The sequence below is a fragment of the Actinomadura madurae genome, assembly GCF_047130825.1.
GTDB lineage: Bacteria > Actinomycetota > Actinomycetes > Streptosporangiales > Streptosporangiaceae > Spirillospora > Spirillospora madurae.
The window spans coordinates 7,828,497-7,845,267 of the sequence record NZ_CP083237.1 but is presented as its reverse complement, the minus strand read 5'-3'; the positions used below and the strand labels follow the sequence as shown (position 1 = coordinate 7,845,267).

At 73.0% G+C, this 16,771-nt stretch carries 17 protein-coding genes; 11 read left to right on the top strand and 6 right to left on the bottom strand.

The features are described from left to right. Positions 1–323: 323 nt before the first annotated feature. From K8Z49_RS36375 to argS, 6 genes are all read left to right on the top strand, one after another. Complete coding sequence (locus K8Z49_RS36375; RefSeq protein ID WP_143118837.1) at positions 324–1,046, top strand: DUF998 domain-containing protein; 723 nt, start codon at positions 324–326, stop codon at positions 1,044–1,046. A 17-nt stretch (positions 1,047–1,063) separates the two neighbouring features. After that, entirely contained in the window at positions 1,064–1,936 is an 873-nt protein-coding gene (locus K8Z49_RS36370; protein ID WP_111832203.1) for an alpha/beta fold hydrolase, read from the top strand. Beyond that, complete coding sequence (locus K8Z49_RS36365; RefSeq protein WP_021600153.1) at positions 1,933–2,304, top strand: hypothetical protein; 372 nt, start codon at positions 1,933–1,935, stop codon at positions 2,302–2,304. The genes K8Z49_RS36370 and K8Z49_RS36365 overlap by 4 nt, the downstream gene beginning before the upstream one ends. A gap of 117 nt (positions 2,305–2,421) precedes the next feature. Beyond that, a complete protein-coding gene (locus tag K8Z49_RS36360; RefSeq protein ID WP_063747786.1) occupies positions 2,422–2,853 on the top strand; it encodes a hypothetical protein in 432 nt (143 codons plus the stop codon). 239 nt (positions 2,854–3,092) lie between these two features. Next, positions 3,093–4,211: a phosphate acyltransferase PlsX gene (gene plsX / locus K8Z49_RS36355; RefSeq protein WP_412521243.1), complete on the top strand. Its 1,119-nt coding sequence runs from the start codon at positions 3,093–3,095 to the stop codon at positions 4,209–4,211. Between the two features lie 70 nt (positions 4,212–4,281). Next, on the top strand, positions 4,282–6,027 hold the full coding sequence (gene argS / locus K8Z49_RS36350; RefSeq protein ID WP_412516291.1) for an arginine--tRNA ligase: 1,746 nt from the start codon (positions 4,282–4,284) through the stop codon (positions 6,025–6,027). 18 nt (positions 6,028–6,045) lie between these two features. On the opposite strand, the gene K8Z49_RS36345 is transcribed toward argS, so the two are convergent. Beyond that, a complete protein-coding gene (locus K8Z49_RS36345) occupies positions 6,046–6,948 on the bottom strand; it encodes an LLM class flavin-dependent oxidoreductase (RefSeq protein ID WP_111832207.1) in 903 nt (300 codons plus the stop codon). Next, positions 6,945–7,190: a DUF2630 family protein gene (locus tag K8Z49_RS36340; RefSeq protein WP_021599930.1), complete on the bottom strand. Its 246-nt coding sequence runs from the start codon at positions 7,188–7,190 to the stop codon at positions 6,945–6,947. Before K8Z49_RS36340 ends, K8Z49_RS36345 begins: the two co-directional genes overlap by 4 nt. A 94-nt stretch (positions 7,191–7,284) precedes the next feature. Between K8Z49_RS36340 and K8Z49_RS36335 the strand changes: the two genes are divergently transcribed. Then, on the top strand, positions 7,285–8,172 hold the full coding sequence (locus K8Z49_RS36335; RefSeq protein WP_412516290.1) for a hypothetical protein: 888 nt from the start codon (positions 7,285–7,287) through the stop codon (positions 8,170–8,172). Positions 8,173–8,184: 12 nt separating this feature from the next. On the opposite strand, the gene K8Z49_RS36330 is transcribed toward K8Z49_RS36335, so the two are convergent. From K8Z49_RS36330 to deoC, 3 genes are read right to left on the bottom strand one after another with little or no spacing between them, the layout of a single operon-like run. After that, positions 8,185–9,048: an aldehyde dehydrogenase family protein gene (locus K8Z49_RS36330; protein WP_075024721.1), complete on the bottom strand. Its 864-nt coding sequence runs from the start codon at positions 9,046–9,048 to the stop codon at positions 8,185–8,187. Then, entirely contained in the window at positions 9,041–10,471 is a 1,431-nt protein-coding gene (locus K8Z49_RS36325) for an aldehyde dehydrogenase family protein (RefSeq protein WP_111832209.1), read from the bottom strand. Before K8Z49_RS36325 ends, K8Z49_RS36330 begins: the two co-directional genes overlap by 8 nt. Positions 10,472–10,473: 2 nt before the next feature. Next, on the bottom strand, positions 10,474–11,403 hold the full coding sequence (gene deoC / locus K8Z49_RS36320; RefSeq protein ID WP_024935625.1) for a deoxyribose-phosphate aldolase: 930 nt from the start codon (positions 11,401–11,403) through the stop codon (positions 10,474–10,476). A 143-nt stretch (positions 11,404–11,546) separates the two neighbouring features. On the opposite strand from deoC, the gene K8Z49_RS36315 reads away from it, so the two are divergent. From K8Z49_RS36315 to K8Z49_RS36305, 3 genes are read left to right on the top strand one after another with little or no spacing between them, the layout of a single operon-like run. Further along, positions 11,547–11,939: a GntR family transcriptional regulator gene (locus K8Z49_RS36315; protein WP_021592740.1), complete on the top strand. Its 393-nt coding sequence runs from the start codon at positions 11,547–11,549 to the stop codon at positions 11,937–11,939. After that, on the top strand, positions 11,936–12,811 hold the full coding sequence (locus tag K8Z49_RS36310) for an ABC transporter ATP-binding protein (protein WP_021592741.1): 876 nt from the start codon (positions 11,936–11,938) through the stop codon (positions 12,809–12,811). Before K8Z49_RS36315 ends, K8Z49_RS36310 begins: the two co-directional genes overlap by 4 nt. Then, complete coding sequence (locus tag K8Z49_RS36305) at positions 12,808–13,860, top strand: ABC transporter permease (RefSeq protein WP_412516289.1); 1,053 nt, start codon at positions 12,808–12,810, stop codon at positions 13,858–13,860. The genes K8Z49_RS36310 and K8Z49_RS36305 overlap by 4 nt, the downstream gene beginning before the upstream one ends. Before the next feature lie 22 nt (positions 13,861–13,882). On the opposite strand, the gene K8Z49_RS36300 is transcribed toward K8Z49_RS36305, so the two are convergent. Further along, a complete protein-coding gene (locus K8Z49_RS36300; protein WP_021592743.1) occupies positions 13,883–14,641 on the bottom strand; it encodes an IclR family transcriptional regulator in 759 nt (252 codons plus the stop codon). A gap of 124 nt (positions 14,642–14,765) precedes the next feature. Here K8Z49_RS36300 and K8Z49_RS36295 point away from each other — a divergent pair, with 124 nt between their 5' ends. Then, positions 14,766–16,727: an acyl-CoA dehydrogenase family protein gene (locus tag K8Z49_RS36295; RefSeq protein ID WP_021592744.1), complete on the top strand. Its 1,962-nt coding sequence runs from the start codon at positions 14,766–14,768 to the stop codon at positions 16,725–16,727. Positions 16,728–16,771 lie beyond the last annotated feature (44 nt).

Here is a 16,771-nt window from a genome sequence, read left to right as displayed (position 1 = left end):
TCACGGACCGTGATCCGGTCTGCTCAGGACACCCCCATTCAACCGTTTGGGACATGTATATGCCGAATTGATACCCTCTCCAAATCGGAGACAAAGCCAGGTCACGGACGATTCAGACGAATGCCTCGTCATCATCGTTGACGTCCTGCCGGTTGTACAACGACTACGGGACGTCAACTTCTCCCTCACCAGGCGGTAAGCCCTCGGCCAGCGGATACGCGCCGAACACCGGCCCCGGTCACCGGCAGTCGTGATCTTCATAAATACTGGGCTGGGCGGGCATGACCGATCGGCGCACGGGAGTGCGGGCGTGAGGGGGCCGGGTGGACTCTGACGGACGGGACGGACCGGGCGTCGTCCCCATGCGCGTGATCGCCCTCGCGGCGGTCGCGGCGGTCACCTACGCCACGTTCGTGCTGGAGAACCTGCTCAGCCCCAAGCTGGACTTCTTCAACGGCTACGTGAGCGAGCTGTCGGCCGTCGACCAGCCGTTCCACCTCGTCTACAGCGCCGGCGACCTCGCCACCGGGGTCCTGTCGATCATGGTGGCGACCGGGACGCTCCGCCGGCTCACCCGCAGGCCCCTGGCCACCGCCGGGTGGACGTTCCTCGGCCTCTTCGGCGTGTGCGCCATCGGCGACGCGTCCTTCCCGCTGGACTGCGCGCCGAGCCTGGAGACCTGGTGCGCGCTGCGGGAGCGGTCCGAGCACGTCTCGTTCTCCCACGAGTTCCACTCGGTGACCAGCAGCGCCGTGATCGTCTGCGGGGTGGCCGCGCTGCTGCTGCTGTCCCTGGCGGCCCGCCGGTACGGATGGTGGCCGGCGCTCGCCCGCTGGGGCTGGCTGCTCGCGCTCGCCGAGACCGTGCTCGCGCTCGGCACGCTGGTGGCGATGTACCTGGGACAGTGGCTCGGGGTGATCCAGCGGGCCCAGATCAGCGTGCTGTGTCTGGGGCTGCTGACCATCGCGTGGGCGCTGTACGCGGACCGGAGGGACGCGGCGCGGGCCGCGCGGAGGGCGGCGGCGCACGAGGGGGCGTACCTGTGACGCGAGGGGGCGTACCGATGAGCGGTGCGGGCGAGATCGTGAACGTGGGCCGGGAGCAGGTGCACCTGGTCGAGTCGGGGCCGGTGGACGGGCCGCCGCTGCTGCTCTCGTCCGGGCTGGGCGGCGCGTGGTTCGACTGGACGCCGTCCGTCGCGCTCCTGCGGGACGAGTACCGGGTGACCGCCTTCGACCGTCCCGGCCTCGGGCTCAGCCCGGCGGCGGCCGCGCCGCCGTCGCTGCGCCGCGACACCGGTGTCCTGGCGGCGCTGGCGGAGCGGGCGGGGCGGCCGGTGGTCGTCCTCGCGCACTCGATGGCCGCCTTCCCCGCGGAGGCGCTGGCCCGGCTCCGTCCCGAGCTCGTCGGGGGCGTGGTGCTGGTCGATCCGAGCTACGAGCGGAACCCGCGGGTCGTCGTTGGGGTCGCCAGGGTGCTGACGCCCCTGGCCACGGCGACCGGGGCGGTCCTCGGCGCGACGCGGCTGGCGCGGGTCGCCGGGCCGTTCGGGCGGCGGATGGTCCTCAAGCACACCAGCCGCCGCGACGAGGCCGTCCCGGCCTCGGTGGTGCGGTCGGTGTACGGGCGCGGGACGGTGATCGGCACGGTCATCGCCGAGGAGCTGGCGTACCGGGAGATGGCCGCCGACCTGGCGCGGCTGCGGGAGCGGCGGCCGTTCCCGCCCGTCCCGCTGGCCGTCGTGACCGCGCTCGGCGACGTGCGCGAGCCGGAGAAGAGGCGGGAATGGTCCGAGGGGCACGCGCGGCTCGCCCGCATGAGCCCGCACGGCCGGCGGATCGAGCTGCCCGACGCCCTGCACATGGTCCCGCTCGACCGTCCCGACGTGGTGGCCGACGCGGTCGCGGGCCTGCACCGCGCGGAGGAGCGGGCGTGAGGCGCGTCCCGGCCGTCGCGCTGGCCGTCCTGCTCGCCGTGACCCTGTCCGGCTGCAAGGTCATGCAGAGGATCTCCGACGGCGCGTACCGCAACGCCGTCACCGACGGAGTCGTCGACGAGCTGAAGGCCAAGGGCATCGAGCTGCGGGACCGTCCGGCGTGCGAGTCGCCCGGCCGCGAGACCGACTCGGTGGTGCGGGTGACCTGCACGGCCGAGACCACGACCGGCGAACCGGTCGCCGTGAACGGGATCGCCCTGGCCGCCGACACCGACCGTCCGCGCGAGTCGTACGTCGTCACGGTGGACGGGCGCGAGGTCCTGCGCAAGGACTGCCTCGGCCTCGGCTGCGACCGCCGGGGCACCTGACGCCGCCCCACCCGGCGGGGCAAGGAATCCGCATACGGGACGGAAAAACCCACCACGTCACGCATACGATCACCTACCGTCGGTGACGTAGCCGATGTGAAGATTCCACGCGTGAAGATGCCTCCTTTCAAACTGCCGGCCCGCCTGAAGGTCGGCCGCAGGACGGCGCTGATCATCGGTTCCGCCGGCCTCCTGGTCCTCGTCGCGGTGGGCGGCGGCGCGTTCGTGCTGCTGTCGGGCCGCGACGAGCTGACGTACAAGACGCAGGCCGCGCTGCGCAACGCGCTGCCCGTGACCGCCGCCGCCGAGCTGCGCGAGCGCGGCGTGACGCTGGCGTCCCCGCTGAAGTGCGCGGACCTGCCCGGCTGGACGAAGACGAAGATGCGCGTGTCCTGCCACGGCACGACATCGGACAAGCGGCCGGTCGAGGTCATCGGCAGCGGCGAGCAGCGGACCAAGAAGAGCTACTACACGATCCTGGTCGGCGGCCGCCCCGTGGTGGAGAACGCGCCGTGCCTGGGCGCGGACTGCGCCAAGGAAGAGGGCTGACCGCGGCCGGGTGATGATCGCCACTCCGGCAGGGTGCCGTCAAGGCGGGTGAAAGAACGCCATACGATGCGATGAGCTGCGTTCTTGCGGTGCACCGCATTTCCTTTCACCCTCCTGGAGCGGCCATGACCGGCACTGGCGAGCCGCCGCGCCCGGCGGCGCCTCGCCCCGCGGCGGCCCGCGTCCCGGGGGCGCGCCGCCCCGCGACGGCGCGTCCGCTGCCGATCGCGGTCGACACGATGGGCGGCGACCACGCCCCGCGCGAGATCATCGCGGGCGCCGTCGAGGCCGCCACCGAGCACGGCGTCCGGCTGGTCCTGGTCGGGCAGGCGCCGCGGATCCGGCGGGAGCTGGACCGCTACGGCTTCCTCGGCAAGATCCCGATCGTGCACGCCGACGAGGCCCTGGACATGGGCGAGGGCGCGCTCGCGAGCTGGCGCAAGCCCCGCTCGTCCATCGCGATCGCCTGCCACCTCATCAAGCAGGGGCGGGCGTCGGCGCTGGTGTCGGCGGGCAGCACCGCCGGGGTGGTGGCGACGTCGCGGCTGCGGCTGAAGGGCCAGCAGGGCGTGATGCGGCCGGCGATCGCGGTGGCGCTGCCGACCCGCCCCCGCCCGACGATCCTGCTGGACGCGGGCGCCACCGCCGACGTCAAGCCGGAGGGGCTCGTCCAGTTCGCCGCCCTCGGCACCGCGTACGCGCAGATCCTGCTGGAGGTCGACCGTCCCACCGTGGGGCTGCTCAACATCGGCGCCGAGCCGGGCAAGGGCAACAAGCTCACCAGGCGGGCGCACGAACTGCTCGCGGGCGGCAGCCACGGCCTGGAGTTCACGGGGAACGTGGAGGGCCACGACCTGCTGGCCGGCCGCGCGGACGTCGTCGTCGCGGACGGTTTCACGGGCAACGTCGCGCTCAAGACCATGGAGGGGACGATCGGCACCGCGTTCAGCGAGGTCCGCGACGCGATGACCGCCAGCCCGGCCGCGCGGATGGGGGCCCTGCTCCAGCGGCGCCGCCTCCAGGACCTCCGCGACCGCCTCGACCCCGACACCTACGGCGGCGGCGTGCTGCTCGGCCTGAACGGCACGGTCGTCATCGCGCACGGCGCGTCCCGGGCCCGCGCGATCACCTCGGCGTGCGAGCTGGCGCACCGGCTGGCCGCGGGGCGGATCGTGGAGCGGATCCGCGAGCAGGTCGCCGCCACCCGCACGTCCCGGTTCGGCCGCTGGACGCACGGCGAGCGCGACGGCGACCGGGCCGCGCGGAACGCCGACCGGCCCGCCGAGGCGGCGCCGGACCCGGAGCTCTCGCCCGCCGACACCATGCCCGACCGCATCGAGCCGCCCGGCACGCCGTAGCCCGCGCCGCAGTGGCCGGGCCGCGAAAAACCGGGTCCGGGCCGGGGCGCGTCGCCGATAACCTTGGGACATGCCCGATCCGCAACTCGTACTCGCCGCCCGGGTCCAGGAGGCGCTGAGCGCCGCCTTCGGACCGTCGTACGCGGACGCCGACCCGGTCATCCGGCCGTCGCAGTTCGCCGACCTTCAGGCCAACGTGGCGCTGCCGCTGGCCAAGAAGCTGGGGCGCCGGCCGCGAGAGGTGGCCGAGGAGATCGTCAAGAACCTCGACACGGCCGATGTCGTGGCGGAGGTGGAGGTCAGCGGGCCGGGCTTCATCAACCTGACGCTCAGCGACGCGTGGATCGCCGCGGCGGCGCAGCAGGCCCTGGAGGACGAGCGGCTCGCCGTCCCCCTCGCGGACGAGCCGCAGAAGGTCGTCGTCGAGTACTCGTCGCCGAACGTGGCGAAGGAGATGCACGTCGGGCACCTGCGGACCACGATCGTCGGGGACGCGATCGCGCGGATCCTGGCGTTCCTCGGCCACGACGTCGTCCGGGACAACCATGTCGGCGACTGGGGCACCCCGTTCGGGATGCTGATCGAGCACCTGCTCGACCTCGGCGAGGACGCGGCGGAGCGGGGCGACTCGTCCGTCAGCGACCTGACCGCGTTCTACCAGGCCGCGCGGGAGAAGTTCGAGAGCGACGAGGCGTTCGCCGACCGGTCCCGGAGCCGGGTCGTGGCGCTCCAGGCGGGCGCCCCGGAGACGCTGCGGCTGTGGAACGTCCTCGTGGAGGTGTCCAAGCAGTACTTCAACGCCGTCTACGGGCGGCTCGGCGTCACCCTCACCGACGACGACATCAGGGGCGAGAGCTTCTACAACGACCTGCTCGCCCCGACCGTCCAGGAGCTGGAGGACAAGGGCATCGCGGTGGTCAGCGACGGGGCGCTGTGCGCGTTCCCGCCCGGGTTCACCGGCCGGGAGGGCGAGCCGCTCCCGGTGATCATCCGGAAGAGCGACGGCGGCTACAACTACTCCACCACCGACCTCGCGACGATCCGGTACCGGGTCGACACCGAGCACGTCGACCGGATGGTCTACGTGGTCGGCGCGCCGCAGTCGCTGCACTTCGAGATGGTGTTCGCGGTCGCCCGGATGGCGGGCTGGCTGGGCGACGAGGTGAAGGCCGAGCACGCGAAGATCGGCAACGTCCTCGGCACCGACGGCAAGATCCTGCGGACCCGGGCCGGCGGCACCGTCAAGCTCTCCGAGCTGCTGGACGAGGCCGTCGAGCGGGCCGGCGCCGCGTTCGACGAGATCCAGCACGACGAGCCGTTCGACGACGCGACCCGCGCGGAGATCGTCCAGGCGGTCGGCATCGGCGCGGTGAAGTACGCCGACCTGTCGGTGGCGCTCGACAGCGAGTACGTCTTCGACTTCGACCGGATGATCTCGTTCCACGGCAAGACCGGCCCGTACCTGCAGTACGCGACGGCACGGATCCGGTCGATCTTCCGGAAGGGCGGCCTGTCCCCCGAGGACGCGACCGGCCCGATCACGCTCGCGCACCCGGCCGAGCGGGCGCTGGCGCTGGAGCTGCTCGGGTTCGGCGCCGTCCTGAAGCAGGCCGGCGAGACCGCCGAGCCGCACCGGCTGGCGAGCTACGTCTACGCGGTCGCGGACGCCTACACGACGTTCTACGAGAACTGCCCGGTGCTGAAGGCTCCGGACGAGGCGACGAAGGCGTCCCGCCTCGCCCTGTGCGCCGCCACGCTGCGCACCCTCGTCACCGGCCTGGACATCCTGGGCGTCCCCACCCCGGAACGTATGTAGGGCCGAGCGCCGCCGGAGTCAGGGCTGGAGGACGGCCCCGCGCTCGCGGGCGACCTGTTCGCGGACGGCGGGGACGACCTCCAGGGCGAAGATCGGCAGGTGCTCCGGGTCGCCCGCGAACAGGAACGAGTCGACGCCGTGGCCGACGGCCAGCTCGGTCAGCTCGTAGATCCACTGGCGGGGCGGGCCGTGCAGGAAGCCCCGCGACTCGCGGGCGTCGACCGCCCCTTCGAGGACGTAGACGCGGCGGAGGTCGGCGGGGTCGCGGCCCGCCCGCAGCGCCGCGTCGGCCAGCCGGCGCTGGCCGTCCGCGAGGCGCTTCGGCGGGATCAGCGACGACGGCGCGATCCAGCCGTCGGCGACGCGCCCGGCGAGGTCGAGGCCGCGCGGCCCGGTGACGCCGAGCCAGATGCCGATCTGGTGCGCGGGCGCCGGGCCGGCCTGGGCCGCCGCGAACCGGTAGTGCTCGCCCTGGAACCGGAGCCCGTTCTGGTCGCTCCAGTGCAGCCGGATGATCTGCACGGCCTCCTCGACGGCCCGGCGCGCGGCGGCGGCGCCGAGCCGCGGGCCGCCGTAGGTCTCGATGCCGTCCGGTGCCGCCCCGGAGCCGAGGCCGAGCTCGACCCGGCCGCCGCTCAGCCGGTCCATCGTGGCGAGCGCCTTCGCGAGCGCGGCCGGCGGGCGCAGCGGCAGGCACGCCACCGCGGGCAGCACCCGGATCCGGGACGTGGAGGCGAGCACGGTGGCCATCAGCGTGAGCGCGTCGGCGGTGTCGCGCCGGTACGGCTCGTCGCGGACGCCCAGGAGGTCGAGCCCGAACCGGTCCGCGTCCTGCGCGACGCGGATCAGCGGGACGGACGGGTCCGGGGCCAGCGACACGCCGAACCGCAGCGGTCCCCGCGTCGGTCGGGCCGCCGTCACTGCAGGTAGCCTTCGACCTCGTCCGGCGGCCGGGCCTCGGTGTCGTCCGGGTCGGCGCCGGCCTCCAGCCTGGCCCTGCGGCGGCGCAGCAGGTCCCAGCACTGGTCGAGCGCGACCTCCAGGGACTCCAGCCGCCGGTGCTCCTCCTCGCGCCCGAGCTCGTCGCGCTGGTACCGCTCGCGGAGCCGCTGCTCCTCGCCGACGTACTCGCCGATGCGCTCCAGGACGTCCTTCTCGTCCATCGGCTCTCAGCGCTCGCGGTTCGCGTCGGTGAGCCCGCTGAGGAACCCGCCGTCGGTCCGCGTCGAGTGCTGCATCGAACCGGTCTTCGGCTCGATGACGGGCGACGCGGGCGACGCGGCGGCGGCGCTCGACCCCGCGGCGCGCCGGGCGGGCGCCTTGCGGGACGCCGTGCCGGATCTGGCGCCCCCCTTCGCCGTGCCGGACTTCGTGCTCGCCGTCGTCCGCCCCGCCGACGTGGACTTGCGCGCGGCGGTGGTCCTGGACTTCGGCGCCGCCTTCTTCGCCGTGCCGGACGCCGAGGTCTTCCGGGTCGTGGACGACTTGGACGCCGTCCGCGTGGACGTCGTCGACCGCGACCGGCTCGACGCCGCCGACGTGCGCGCCGTGCCCTTGCTCGCCGTGCTCCGGCTCCCGGCGCTCCTGCTCCCGGTGCTCTTGCTCGCGGTGCTCCTGCCGGACGAGGGCGTCCGCGCCGCCGTGCTCCGCGTGCTCGCGGACTTGGCCGACGTGGTGATGACCTTCGCCGCCGCGTCCATCGCCTTCGCGGCGTCGGACATTGCCTTGGTCGCGCTGGTCATCGCCTTGGTCATCGCCGTCATGGCCTTGGCCGACGAGGACGCCTTGGTCGCCACCGACTTCATCTGCGTCGCGGCGGTCTTGGCCTGGCTCGCGGCCTTGGTGACCCGGGTCGCGGCGGCCGACGACGAGGCCGTCGTCCGGCCGGACGAGGCGGGCTTGCGCGCCGTGCTCCTCGTCCCGGTCGACCGGGATGTCGTGGACCTCGACGACGACGCCGAGGTCCGCTTCGCCGCCGGCTTCTTCGCGGTGCCGGACTTGGTGGCTGATGTGCTCTTCGTACGAGCGGCCGTCCCTCGGCCCGTCGTCGTACGCGCTGCGGTCTTGGTAGGCACTGATCTCCCCCCAGTGATGATCAGTTACGGGGAGATCTATTCCACAGTTCGTGACCCTCTACACACGTAGCGTCATACCAACTCAGACGCCCACCGGATGCCAGACGGTCTTGGTCTCCAGGAACGCGGTGAGGCGGGCGGTTCCGGGCGGTGCGGTCCAGTCGGTCCCGGCGGGGTGGTGGACGCGCTTGAGGTTGCCGGCGGCCTTGTCCTCCAGGTCGGCGACCTGGTCCTCCGGCACGCCGGTGAGGTCGATGGCGTTGACGTCCATGTGGGAGGCCAGCCAGGGCGCGAGCTCGGCGCGGCGCCCGGTCAGGATGTTGACCACGCCGCCGGGCAGGTCGGAGGTGGCCAGCACCTCGGCCAGGGTGATCGCGGGCAGCGGCGCCGGCTCGGCGGCGACCACGACGGCGGTGTTGCCGGACACGATCACCGGCGCGACGACCGAGACCAGGCCGAGCAGCGGCGAGTCGGGGGCGACGACGGCGACGACGCCGGTCGGCTCGGGGGTGGAGAAGTTGAAGAACGGCCCGGACACCGGGTTGGCGGCGCCGGCGACGGCGCTCAGCTTGTCGGCCCATCCGGCGTACCAGACCCACCGGTCGATCGCGGCGTCCACCTCGGCGGCGGCGCCGCTCTTGGACGCGCCGGTCCGGCGGAGCTCGCCGGTGAACTGGTCGCGGCGGCCTTCGAGCATCTCGGCGACGCGGTAGAGGATCTGGCCGCGGTTGTAGGCGGTGCGTCCCGACCAGCCGCCGAACGCCTTGCGGGCGGCGGCCACCGCGTCGCGGGCGTCCTTGCGGGACGCGTGGGAGGCGTTGGCCAGGAACCGGCCCTTGGCATCGTTCACGGGGTAGGACCTGCCGGACTCCGAGCGCGGGAACGCGCCGCCGATGTACAGCTTGTAGGTCTTGCGGACGGCGAGGCGGGCGGGCGGGTTAGACATCGAGGTAGGCCTCCAGTCCGTGGCGTCCGCCCTCTCGGCCGAACCCCGATTCCTTGTAGCCGCCGAACGGGGAGGCGGGGTCGAACTTGTTGAAGGTGTTGGCCCACACCACCCCGGCCCGGAGCCGCTGCGCGGTCCACAGGATCTGCGAGCCCTTCTCGGTCCAGATCCCGGCCGACAGCCCGTAGGGGGTGTTGTTGGCCTTGGCGACCGCCTCGTCGGGGGTGCGGAAGGTCAGGACCGACAGCACCGGCCCGAAGATCTCCTCCCGCGCGATCCGGTGCGACTGGGCCACGCCGGTGAACAGCGTGGGCGCGAACCAGAACCCGCGGGCGGGCAGCTCGCACGGCGGCGACCAGGCGTCGGCGCCCTCGGCCTCGCCGGCGGCGGTGAGCTCGCGGATCTTGGCGAGCTGCTCGGCGGAGTTGATCGCGCCGATGTCGGTGTTCTTGTCCAGCGGGTCGCCGACCCGCAGCGTCGCCATCCGCGCCTTGAGCCGGTCCAGGACCTCGCCGGCGACCGATTCCTGCACCAGCAGCCGGGACCCGGCGCAGCACACGTGCCCCTGGTTGAAGAAGATCCCGTTGACGATGCCCTCGACGGCCTGGTCCAGCGCGGCGTCGGCGTACACGATGTTGGCGGCCTTGCCGCCCAGCTCAAGGGTCAGCTTCCTGCGGGTGCCGGCCAGGGTGCGGGCGATCTGGCGGCCGACCTCGGTGGAGCCGGTGAAGGCGACCTTGTCGACGCCCTCATGGGCGACCAGGGCGCGGCCGGTGTCGCCGGCGCCGGTGATGATGTTGACCACCCCGGGCGGCAGGTCGGCCTGGCGGCAGATGTCGGCGAACAGCAGCGCCGTGAGCGGCGTGGTCTCGGCCGGTTTCAGCACCACCGTGTTGCCGCAGGCCAGGGCGGGGGCGATCTTCCACGCCAGCATCAGCAGCGGGAAGTTCCACGGGATCACCTGCCCCGCCACCCCGACCGGCCGCGGGTCCGGCCCGAACCCGGCGTGGGGCAGCTTGTCGGCCCACCCGGCGTAGTAGAAGAACCACGCCGCCACCAGCGGCACGTCCACGTCCCGCGACTCGCGGATCGGTTTGCCGTTGTCGATCGACTCCAGCACCGCCAGCTCGCGGGACCGCTCCTGGACGATCCGCGCGATCCGGTACAGGTACTTGGCCCGCTCGGTGCCCGGCATCGGGCCCCACACCCGCTCGTAGGCGGTGCGCGCGGCCCGCACGGCGCGGTCGACGTCGGACTCGTCGGCGCGGGCGATGTCGGCCAGGACGCTCTCGTCGGCCGGGTTGACGGACTTGAACGGCTCCCCGTGCCCGTCGGTGAACTCGCCGTCGACGAACAGGCCGTAGGAGGCCCGGATGTCCACGACGGAGCGGGATTCGGGTGCGGGCGCGTACTCGAAGACCATGATCAGTCCACCGTGAAGTAGTCGGGACCCGAATAGACGCCCGTGGCCAGCTTGCGGCGCTGCATCAGCAGGTCGTTCAGGACGCTGGACGCCCCGAGGCGGAACCGGTCCGGGGTCAGCCAGTCGGGGCCGGCGGTCTCGTTCACCAGCACCAGGTACCGGATCGCGTCCTTGGTGGTGCGGATGCCGCCCGCCGGTTTCACCCCGACCTGCCGGCCGGTGGCGGCGCGGTAGTCGCGGACCGCCTCCAGCATCACCAGCGTCACCGGCAGCGTCGCGGCCGGAGAGACCTTGCCCGTGGAGGTCTTGATGAAGTCGGCGCCGGCCCGCATCGCCAGCCAGCTCGCCCGCCGCACGTTGTCGTAGGTGGCCAGCTCGCCGGTCTCCAGGATCACCTTCAGGTGCGCGTCCCCGCACGCGTCCTTGACCGCGACGATCTGGTCGAACACGGTGCCGTAGTCACCGGACAGGAACGCGCCCCGGTCGATCACCATGTCGATCTCCGCCGCCCCGGCCCGCACGGCCGCGCGGGTGTCGGCGAGCTTGGCCTCCAGCGGCGCCCGCCCCGACGGGAACGCCGTCGCCACGCTGGCGACGCCGATGCCCGTCCCCGCGAGGGCCGCGACGGCCGCCTCCACCATGTCGGGGTACACGCACACCGCCGCGACCTTCGGGACGGACGGGTCCGCCGGATCGGGGTGGGCGGCCTTGGCGCACAGCGCCCGCACCTTGCCCGGGGTGTCCGCGCCTTCCAGCGTGGTCAGGTCCACCATCGAGATCGCCAGATCGATCGCCTCGGCCTTCGCCGACGTCTTGATCGACCGGGTCGCCAGCCGCGCCGCCCGCTCCTCGGCCCCCACCTGGTCCACACCCGGCAGGCCGTGCAGGAACGCGCGCAGGTCGGCCGCGCCGTTCAGAGTCTCCGTTGACACGCCCCCAGCATCGCCGAACTACGCCCCAGGCACAAAACAGACACCTAACGAACCGATGTCACCGGAGTCTTCCCTCCCGCGCCTTGACAGCGGATAGAGCCATACATCTAAAGTACTAGCATCCTAGTTAAATGGAGGTGAGGATGATCGAGTTCCATCTGGACTCCGGCTCGGGCGTGTCGCCCTACATGCAGCTGGTCCGGCAGGTGCGGCACGCGCTGCGGCTGGATCTGCTGCGGGTCGGCGATCAGCTGCCCACCGTCAAGGACGTGGTGGCGCAGCTCGCGATCAATCCGAACACGGTGCTCAAGGCCTACCGGGAGCTGGAGCACGAGGGGCTCGTCGCACCGCGGCCGGGCCTCGGGACGTTCGTGACGCGGACGCTGGCGGGCGAGTCGCTGCACGCCCACGGCCCGCTGCGCAAGGACCTGGAGCGCTGGCTCGCGAAGGCGCGGCTGGCGGGGCTCGACGACGAGAGCATCGAGGCGCTGTTCATGACCACATTTCGGTCCGCCCGACAGGAGGACATAGCGTGACCGCCGTCCTGAAAGCCCAGGGGCTGGGCAAGAGATACGGGCAGCGCTGGGCGCTGGCCGACTGCACACTGGAGATCCCCGCCGGGCGGGTCGTGGGGCTCGTCGGGCCGAACGGGGCCGGGAAGACCACGCTGCTCAACCTGGCGGTGGGGCAGATGGCGCCGACCGCCGGGAGCATCGAGGTGCTCGGCGGGCGGCCGGCGAGCGGGCCGGACCAGCTGGCCAAGGTCGGGTACGTCGCGCAGGACACGCCGACGTACTCCGGGCTCAGCGTCGGCGACCACCTCACTCTGGGGGCGCGGCTCAACCCCCGCTGGGACGACGCCGTCGCCCGCGAGCGGATCGGGCGGCTCGGGTTCGACCTGCGGCACAAGGCCGGGAAGCTGTCCGGCGGGCAGCGCGCCCAGCTCGCCCTGACGCTGGGCATCGCCAAGCGGCCCGAACTGCTGGTCCTGGACGAGCCCGTCGCCGCGCTCGACCCGCTGGCCCGGCGCGAGTTCCTCCAGGGCCTCATGGAGGCCACCGCCGAGCATTCGCTGAGCGTCGTCCTGTCGTCCCACCTGGTGTCGGACCTGGAACGCACGTGCGACTACCTGATCGTCATCGTGGACTCGCGCGTCCGGGTCGCCGGGGACGTCGACGATCTCCGCGCCGCCCACCACCGGCTCACCGGCCCGCGCCGGGACGCGCCGCCGTCCGATCAGCACGTGGTGTCCGAGAGCCACACCGACCGGCAGAGCACCTTCGTCGTCCGGTCGGACGGTCCGATCCACGACCCGGCATGGACGGTCGGGCAGATCGGGCTCGAAGACCTCGTCCTCGCCTACATGACCCCGGGCCAGTCCCGTCCCGCTCTGGAGGCCGTCAAATGATCTGGCTGACGTTAAGGCAGTTCCGCGTCCAGGGCGCCGCCCTGTTCGGCGCGCTCGCCGTCCTCGGCGTGGCCCTCGCCCTCACCGGGCCCGGCCTCGCGGACGACTACGGCAAGGGCCTCGCGTCCTGCGGCACCGAGGACGCGTGCGCGCACTTCAGCAGGCGGTTCTTCACCGACCACGAGGTGTACTACGGCGCCATGATCGCGATCGTGATGATCGTGCCCGCCCTCATCGGGCTCTTCTGGGGCGCGCCGCTGATCACCCGGGAGCTGGAGAGCGGCACGCACCGGCTCGTCTGGAACCAGAGCGTGACGCGGTCCCGCTGGCTGGCCGTGAAGCTCGGCGTCGTCGGCCTGGCCGCCATGGTCGCCGCCGGGCTCACCGCGCGCGCCGCGAACTGGTGGTCCGAGCCGCTGGACAAGGCCGTGGCCGACCGGTTCGCGCGGGTCGAGCCGCTGAACTTCAGCGTGCACGGCATCGTCCCGATCGGGCACGCCGCCTTCGCCTTCGCGCTCGGTGTGACGGTCGGCGTCCTCACCCGCCGCACCCTGCCGGCCATGGCGATCACGCTCGCCGTCTTCGCCGGCGTCCAGGTCGCGATGCCGCTGTGGATCCGCCCCCACATCATCCCGCCCGAGACCGCGACCGTGGCGATCACCGCGAACAACATGTCGCAGATGACGCTGGACCAGGGCGCCAAGGAGATGACGCTCCGGGCCGGGGTGGGACCGGGAACGTGGACGCTGTCGAACCACACGGTCGACGCGTCCGGGCGCCCCGCCGACCCGCCCGGCTCCCTGCTCGCGAGCGCGTGCGCCCCGAAGATCCCGCCCGCGCCGGCGCCGGGAGCGGAGCCCCCGGTCCCGGACGGGCCGCCCGAGCAGTGCTTCGCCGAGATCGCCCGGCTCGGCTACCAGCAGAAGGTCGTCTACCACTCCGCCGGGCGCTTCTGGCCGCTGCAGTGGGCCGAGACCGGCCTGTTCGCCGTCCTCACCGCGGGCCTGACGGGTCTCTGCTTCTACTGTACGCGACGCCGCCTCTTCTAGAGGCCGCCTCTTCCAGAAGCGGTCAGGGCGTCAGGGTCAGGGATCGCTGGATGCGGTCGGCGGTCGCGCGCAGGCGGTCGGCCGACCGCTCGATCCTCGACAGCCGTCCGGGACGGCACGAGATGGCGAGCGCGCCGCGGACGGTGCCGGTGGCGTCCGTCACCGGCACCGCGGCGCAGCCCGTGCCGAGCGCGTACTCCTCGCGGTCGAAGAGCAGGCCGGCCTCCGGCTCCAGGGAGCGCAGCAGCCGCGCGGGCTCGGTGATGGTGTGCGGGGTCAGGTCGTGGAGCGGGTGCCGGGACAGGTAGTCGCGGCGCCGGTCGTCGTCGAGCTGGCTGAGCACGCACTTGCCCATCGCGGTGGCGTGCGCGGCGTCCTCGAAGCCGATCCACAGGTCGACGCGGGGGGCGCGCGGGCCGTCGGCGATGTCGATGAGGCGGATCTCGTCGTCCACCTGCATGCCGAAGTAGGCCGCGACGTTCAGCTCGTCCCGCAGCGCGACGAGGGTCGGGCGGACGCGGGCGAGGAGCTGCTGCGTGCGGCTCTGCCCGTGCAGCGTCTCGACCCGCTCGCCGAGCACCCAGAAGCCGTCCGGCAGGCGGGTCGCGTATCCCTCGTGGGCGAGGGTGCGCAGCAGGTGATAGGTGGTCGCGAGGGGCAGCTTCGCCTCGCGGGCGAGCTGCTTGGCGGGGGCGCCGTTCGGATGCGACGCCACCGTCTCCATCAGGCGCAGGGCGCGCTGCACCGAGGCGATGAGAGTGGGTTTGCGTGCCTCACCCATCACGCTCGGCGACCCCCTCTGGCCCGGTTCCGTCAAGGCCGTCGGCGACGGTTCCCTCCATTGCAGCATCCCGGCCGCTCCGCCGGAGGGGGTTTCCCGATCCGGCCACGGGAATGTCCGGTCCATGAGCCAGCGGACGCATGACCACGTGGACGAACGGACGGCAAGGAAGGTCGCCGAAGAGGCCCGGGAGACCGAATGGCGCCTGCCGAGCTTCGGCAAGCAGTTGTTCCTCGGCGACCTGCGCCTCGATCTGATCCATCCGCATCCCCGCCCGGACGGGGAGGCGCGGCGCAGGGGCGAGGAGTTCCTCGCCGAGCTCACCGAATTCTGCGCCACCCGGATCGACCCCGCCGTGATCGAGCGGGAGTCGCGCATCCCCGACGACGTCGTCCGGGGCCTGCGCGACCTCGGCGCGCTCGGCATGAAGATCCCGGAGAAGTACGGCGGGCTCGGGCTGAGCCAGTTCTACTACGGCCGCGCGCTGATGGTCGTCGGCTCGGTCAGCCCGGCGCTCGCCGCACTGCTGTCGGCCCACCAGTCCATCGGAGTCCCGCAGCCGGTCAAGCTGTTCGGGACGCGGGAGCAGCAGGACGCGTGGCTGCCGCGCTGCGCCCGGGAGGTCAGCGCGTTCCTGCTGACCGAGCCCGACGTCGGCTCCGACCCGGCCCGGCTGCGCGCCACCGCCGTCCCGGACGGCGACGACTACGTCCTGAACGGCGTCAAGCTGTGGACGACCAACGGCGTCATCGCCGATCTCGTCGTCGTGATGGCGCGCGTCCCGAAGTCGGACGGCCACCGCGGCGGCATCTCCGCGTTCGTCGTGGACATGGCCACGCCCGGCATCACCGTCGAGAACCGCAACGCCTTCATGGGGCTGCGCGGCATCGAGAACGGCGTGACGCGGTTCCACGACGTCCGCGTCCCGAAGGCGAACCTGATCGGCAAGGAGGGCGCGGGCCTGAAGATCGCGCTCACCACGCTGAACACCGGGCGGCTGTCCCTGCCCGCGATCTGCGCGGCGAGCGGCAAGTGGGCCGCCCGGATCGCGCGGGAGTGGTCGCGGGAGCGGGTGCAGTGGGGCCGTCCGGTCGGCGAGCACGAGGCGGTGGCCCGCAAGGTCGCGTTCATCACGGCGACCGCGTACGCGATGGAGGCGATGCTCGACCTGTCCGGCCAGCTCGCGGACGACGAGCGGGGCGACATCCGGATCGAGGCGGCGCTCGCGAAGCTGTGGTCGTCGGAGATGGCGTGCCGGGCCGCGGACGAGCTGGTCCAGCTGCGCGGCGGGCGCGGCTACGAGACTGCCGAGTCGCTCGCGGCGCGCGGCGAGCGCGGCGTCCCGGCCGAGCAGGTGCTGCGCGACCTGCGCATCAACCGGATCTTCGAGGGCTCCAGCGAGATCATGCACCTGCTGATCGCCCGCGAGGCGGTCGACGCGCACCTGTCGGTGGCCGGGGACATCATCGACCCGGAGGCCTCCCCCGGCCAGAAGGCGCGGGCGGCGGCGAAGGCCGGCGGGTTCTACGCGCGCTGGCTCCCGACGCTCGTCACCGGCGCCGGGCAGCGCCCGAGCTCCTACGCCGAGTTCGGGCCGCTCGCGAGGCACCTGCGGTACGTCGAGCGGGCGTCCCGCAAGCTGGCCCGGTCGATCTTCTACGCGGCCGGGCGCTGGCAGGGCGGCCTGGAGTACCGGCAGGGGTTCCTCGGCCGGATGGTCGACATCGGCGCCGAGCTGTTCGCGATGAGCGCGGTGTGCGTCCGCGCCCACGCCGACGCGTCCGCCGACGGCCCGCTCGGCGCCGCGGGCCCGGACGGGTCCGGCCCCGCCACCGCGCCCGGCGCCTCGGCGCTGCTGCTCGCCGACGCGTTCTGCCGGCAGGCGCGCGTCCGCGCCGAGGAGCTGTTCGACGGGCTGTGGCGCAACACCGACGCCATGGACGTGAAGCTGGCGCGGGCCGCCCTCGCCGGGGACTTCGCCTGGGTGGAGGAGGGCGTCCTCGACCCGTCCATCCCGGGGCCGTGGATCGCGCCGTCCGACCCCGGGCCGAGCGGGAAGGACGACGTCCACCGGACCATCGGCTGAGCCGGCCCGCGGCGGCGGGGCAGGGGCGACACGCCCGGCGGATC

What these genes read in the sequence shown, in the direction of transcription:
- K8Z49_RS36360 (WP_063747786.1), top strand. Translation starts at nt 2,422, where the DNA reads ATGCCTCCTTTCAAACTGCCGGCCCGCCTGAAGGTCGGCCGCAGGACG.
- plsX (WP_412521243.1), top strand. Translation starts at nt 3,093, where the DNA reads ATGGGCGGCGACCACGCCCCGCGCGAGATCATCGCGGGCGCCGTCGAG.
- K8Z49_RS36300 (WP_021592743.1), bottom strand. Translation starts at nt 14,641, where the DNA reads ATGGGTGAGGCACGCAAACCCACTCTCATCGCCTCGGTGCAGCGCGCC.
- K8Z49_RS36340 (WP_021599930.1), bottom strand. Translation starts at nt 7,190, where the DNA reads ATGGACGAGAAGGACGTCCTGGAGCGCATCGGCGAGTACGTCGGCGAG.
- K8Z49_RS36330 (WP_075024721.1), bottom strand. Translation starts at nt 9,048, where the DNA reads ATGTCTAACCCGCCCGCCCGCCTCGCCGTCCGCAAGACCTACAAGCTG.
- K8Z49_RS36305 (WP_412516289.1), top strand. Translation starts at nt 12,808, where the DNA reads ATGATCTGGCTGACGTTAAGGCAGTTCCGCGTCCAGGGCGCCGCCCTG.
- K8Z49_RS36315 (WP_021592740.1), top strand. Translation starts at nt 11,547, where the DNA reads ATGATCGAGTTCCATCTGGACTCCGGCTCGGGCGTGTCGCCCTACATG.
- K8Z49_RS36370 (WP_111832203.1), top strand. Translation starts at nt 1,064, where the DNA reads ATGAGCGGTGCGGGCGAGATCGTGAACGTGGGCCGGGAGCAGGTGCAC.
- K8Z49_RS36335 (WP_412516290.1), top strand. Translation starts at nt 7,285, where the DNA reads ATGACGGGCGACGCGGGCGACGCGGCGGCGGCGCTCGACCCCGCGGCG.
- argS (WP_412516291.1), top strand. Translation starts at nt 4,282, where the DNA reads ATGCCCGATCCGCAACTCGTACTCGCCGCCCGGGTCCAGGAGGCGCTG.
- K8Z49_RS36295 (WP_021592744.1), top strand. Translation starts at nt 14,766, where the DNA reads ATGAGCCAGCGGACGCATGACCACGTGGACGAACGGACGGCAAGGAAG.
- K8Z49_RS36325 (WP_111832209.1), bottom strand. Translation starts at nt 10,471, where the DNA reads ATGGTCTTCGAGTACGCGCCCGCACCCGAATCCCGCTCCGTCGTGGAC.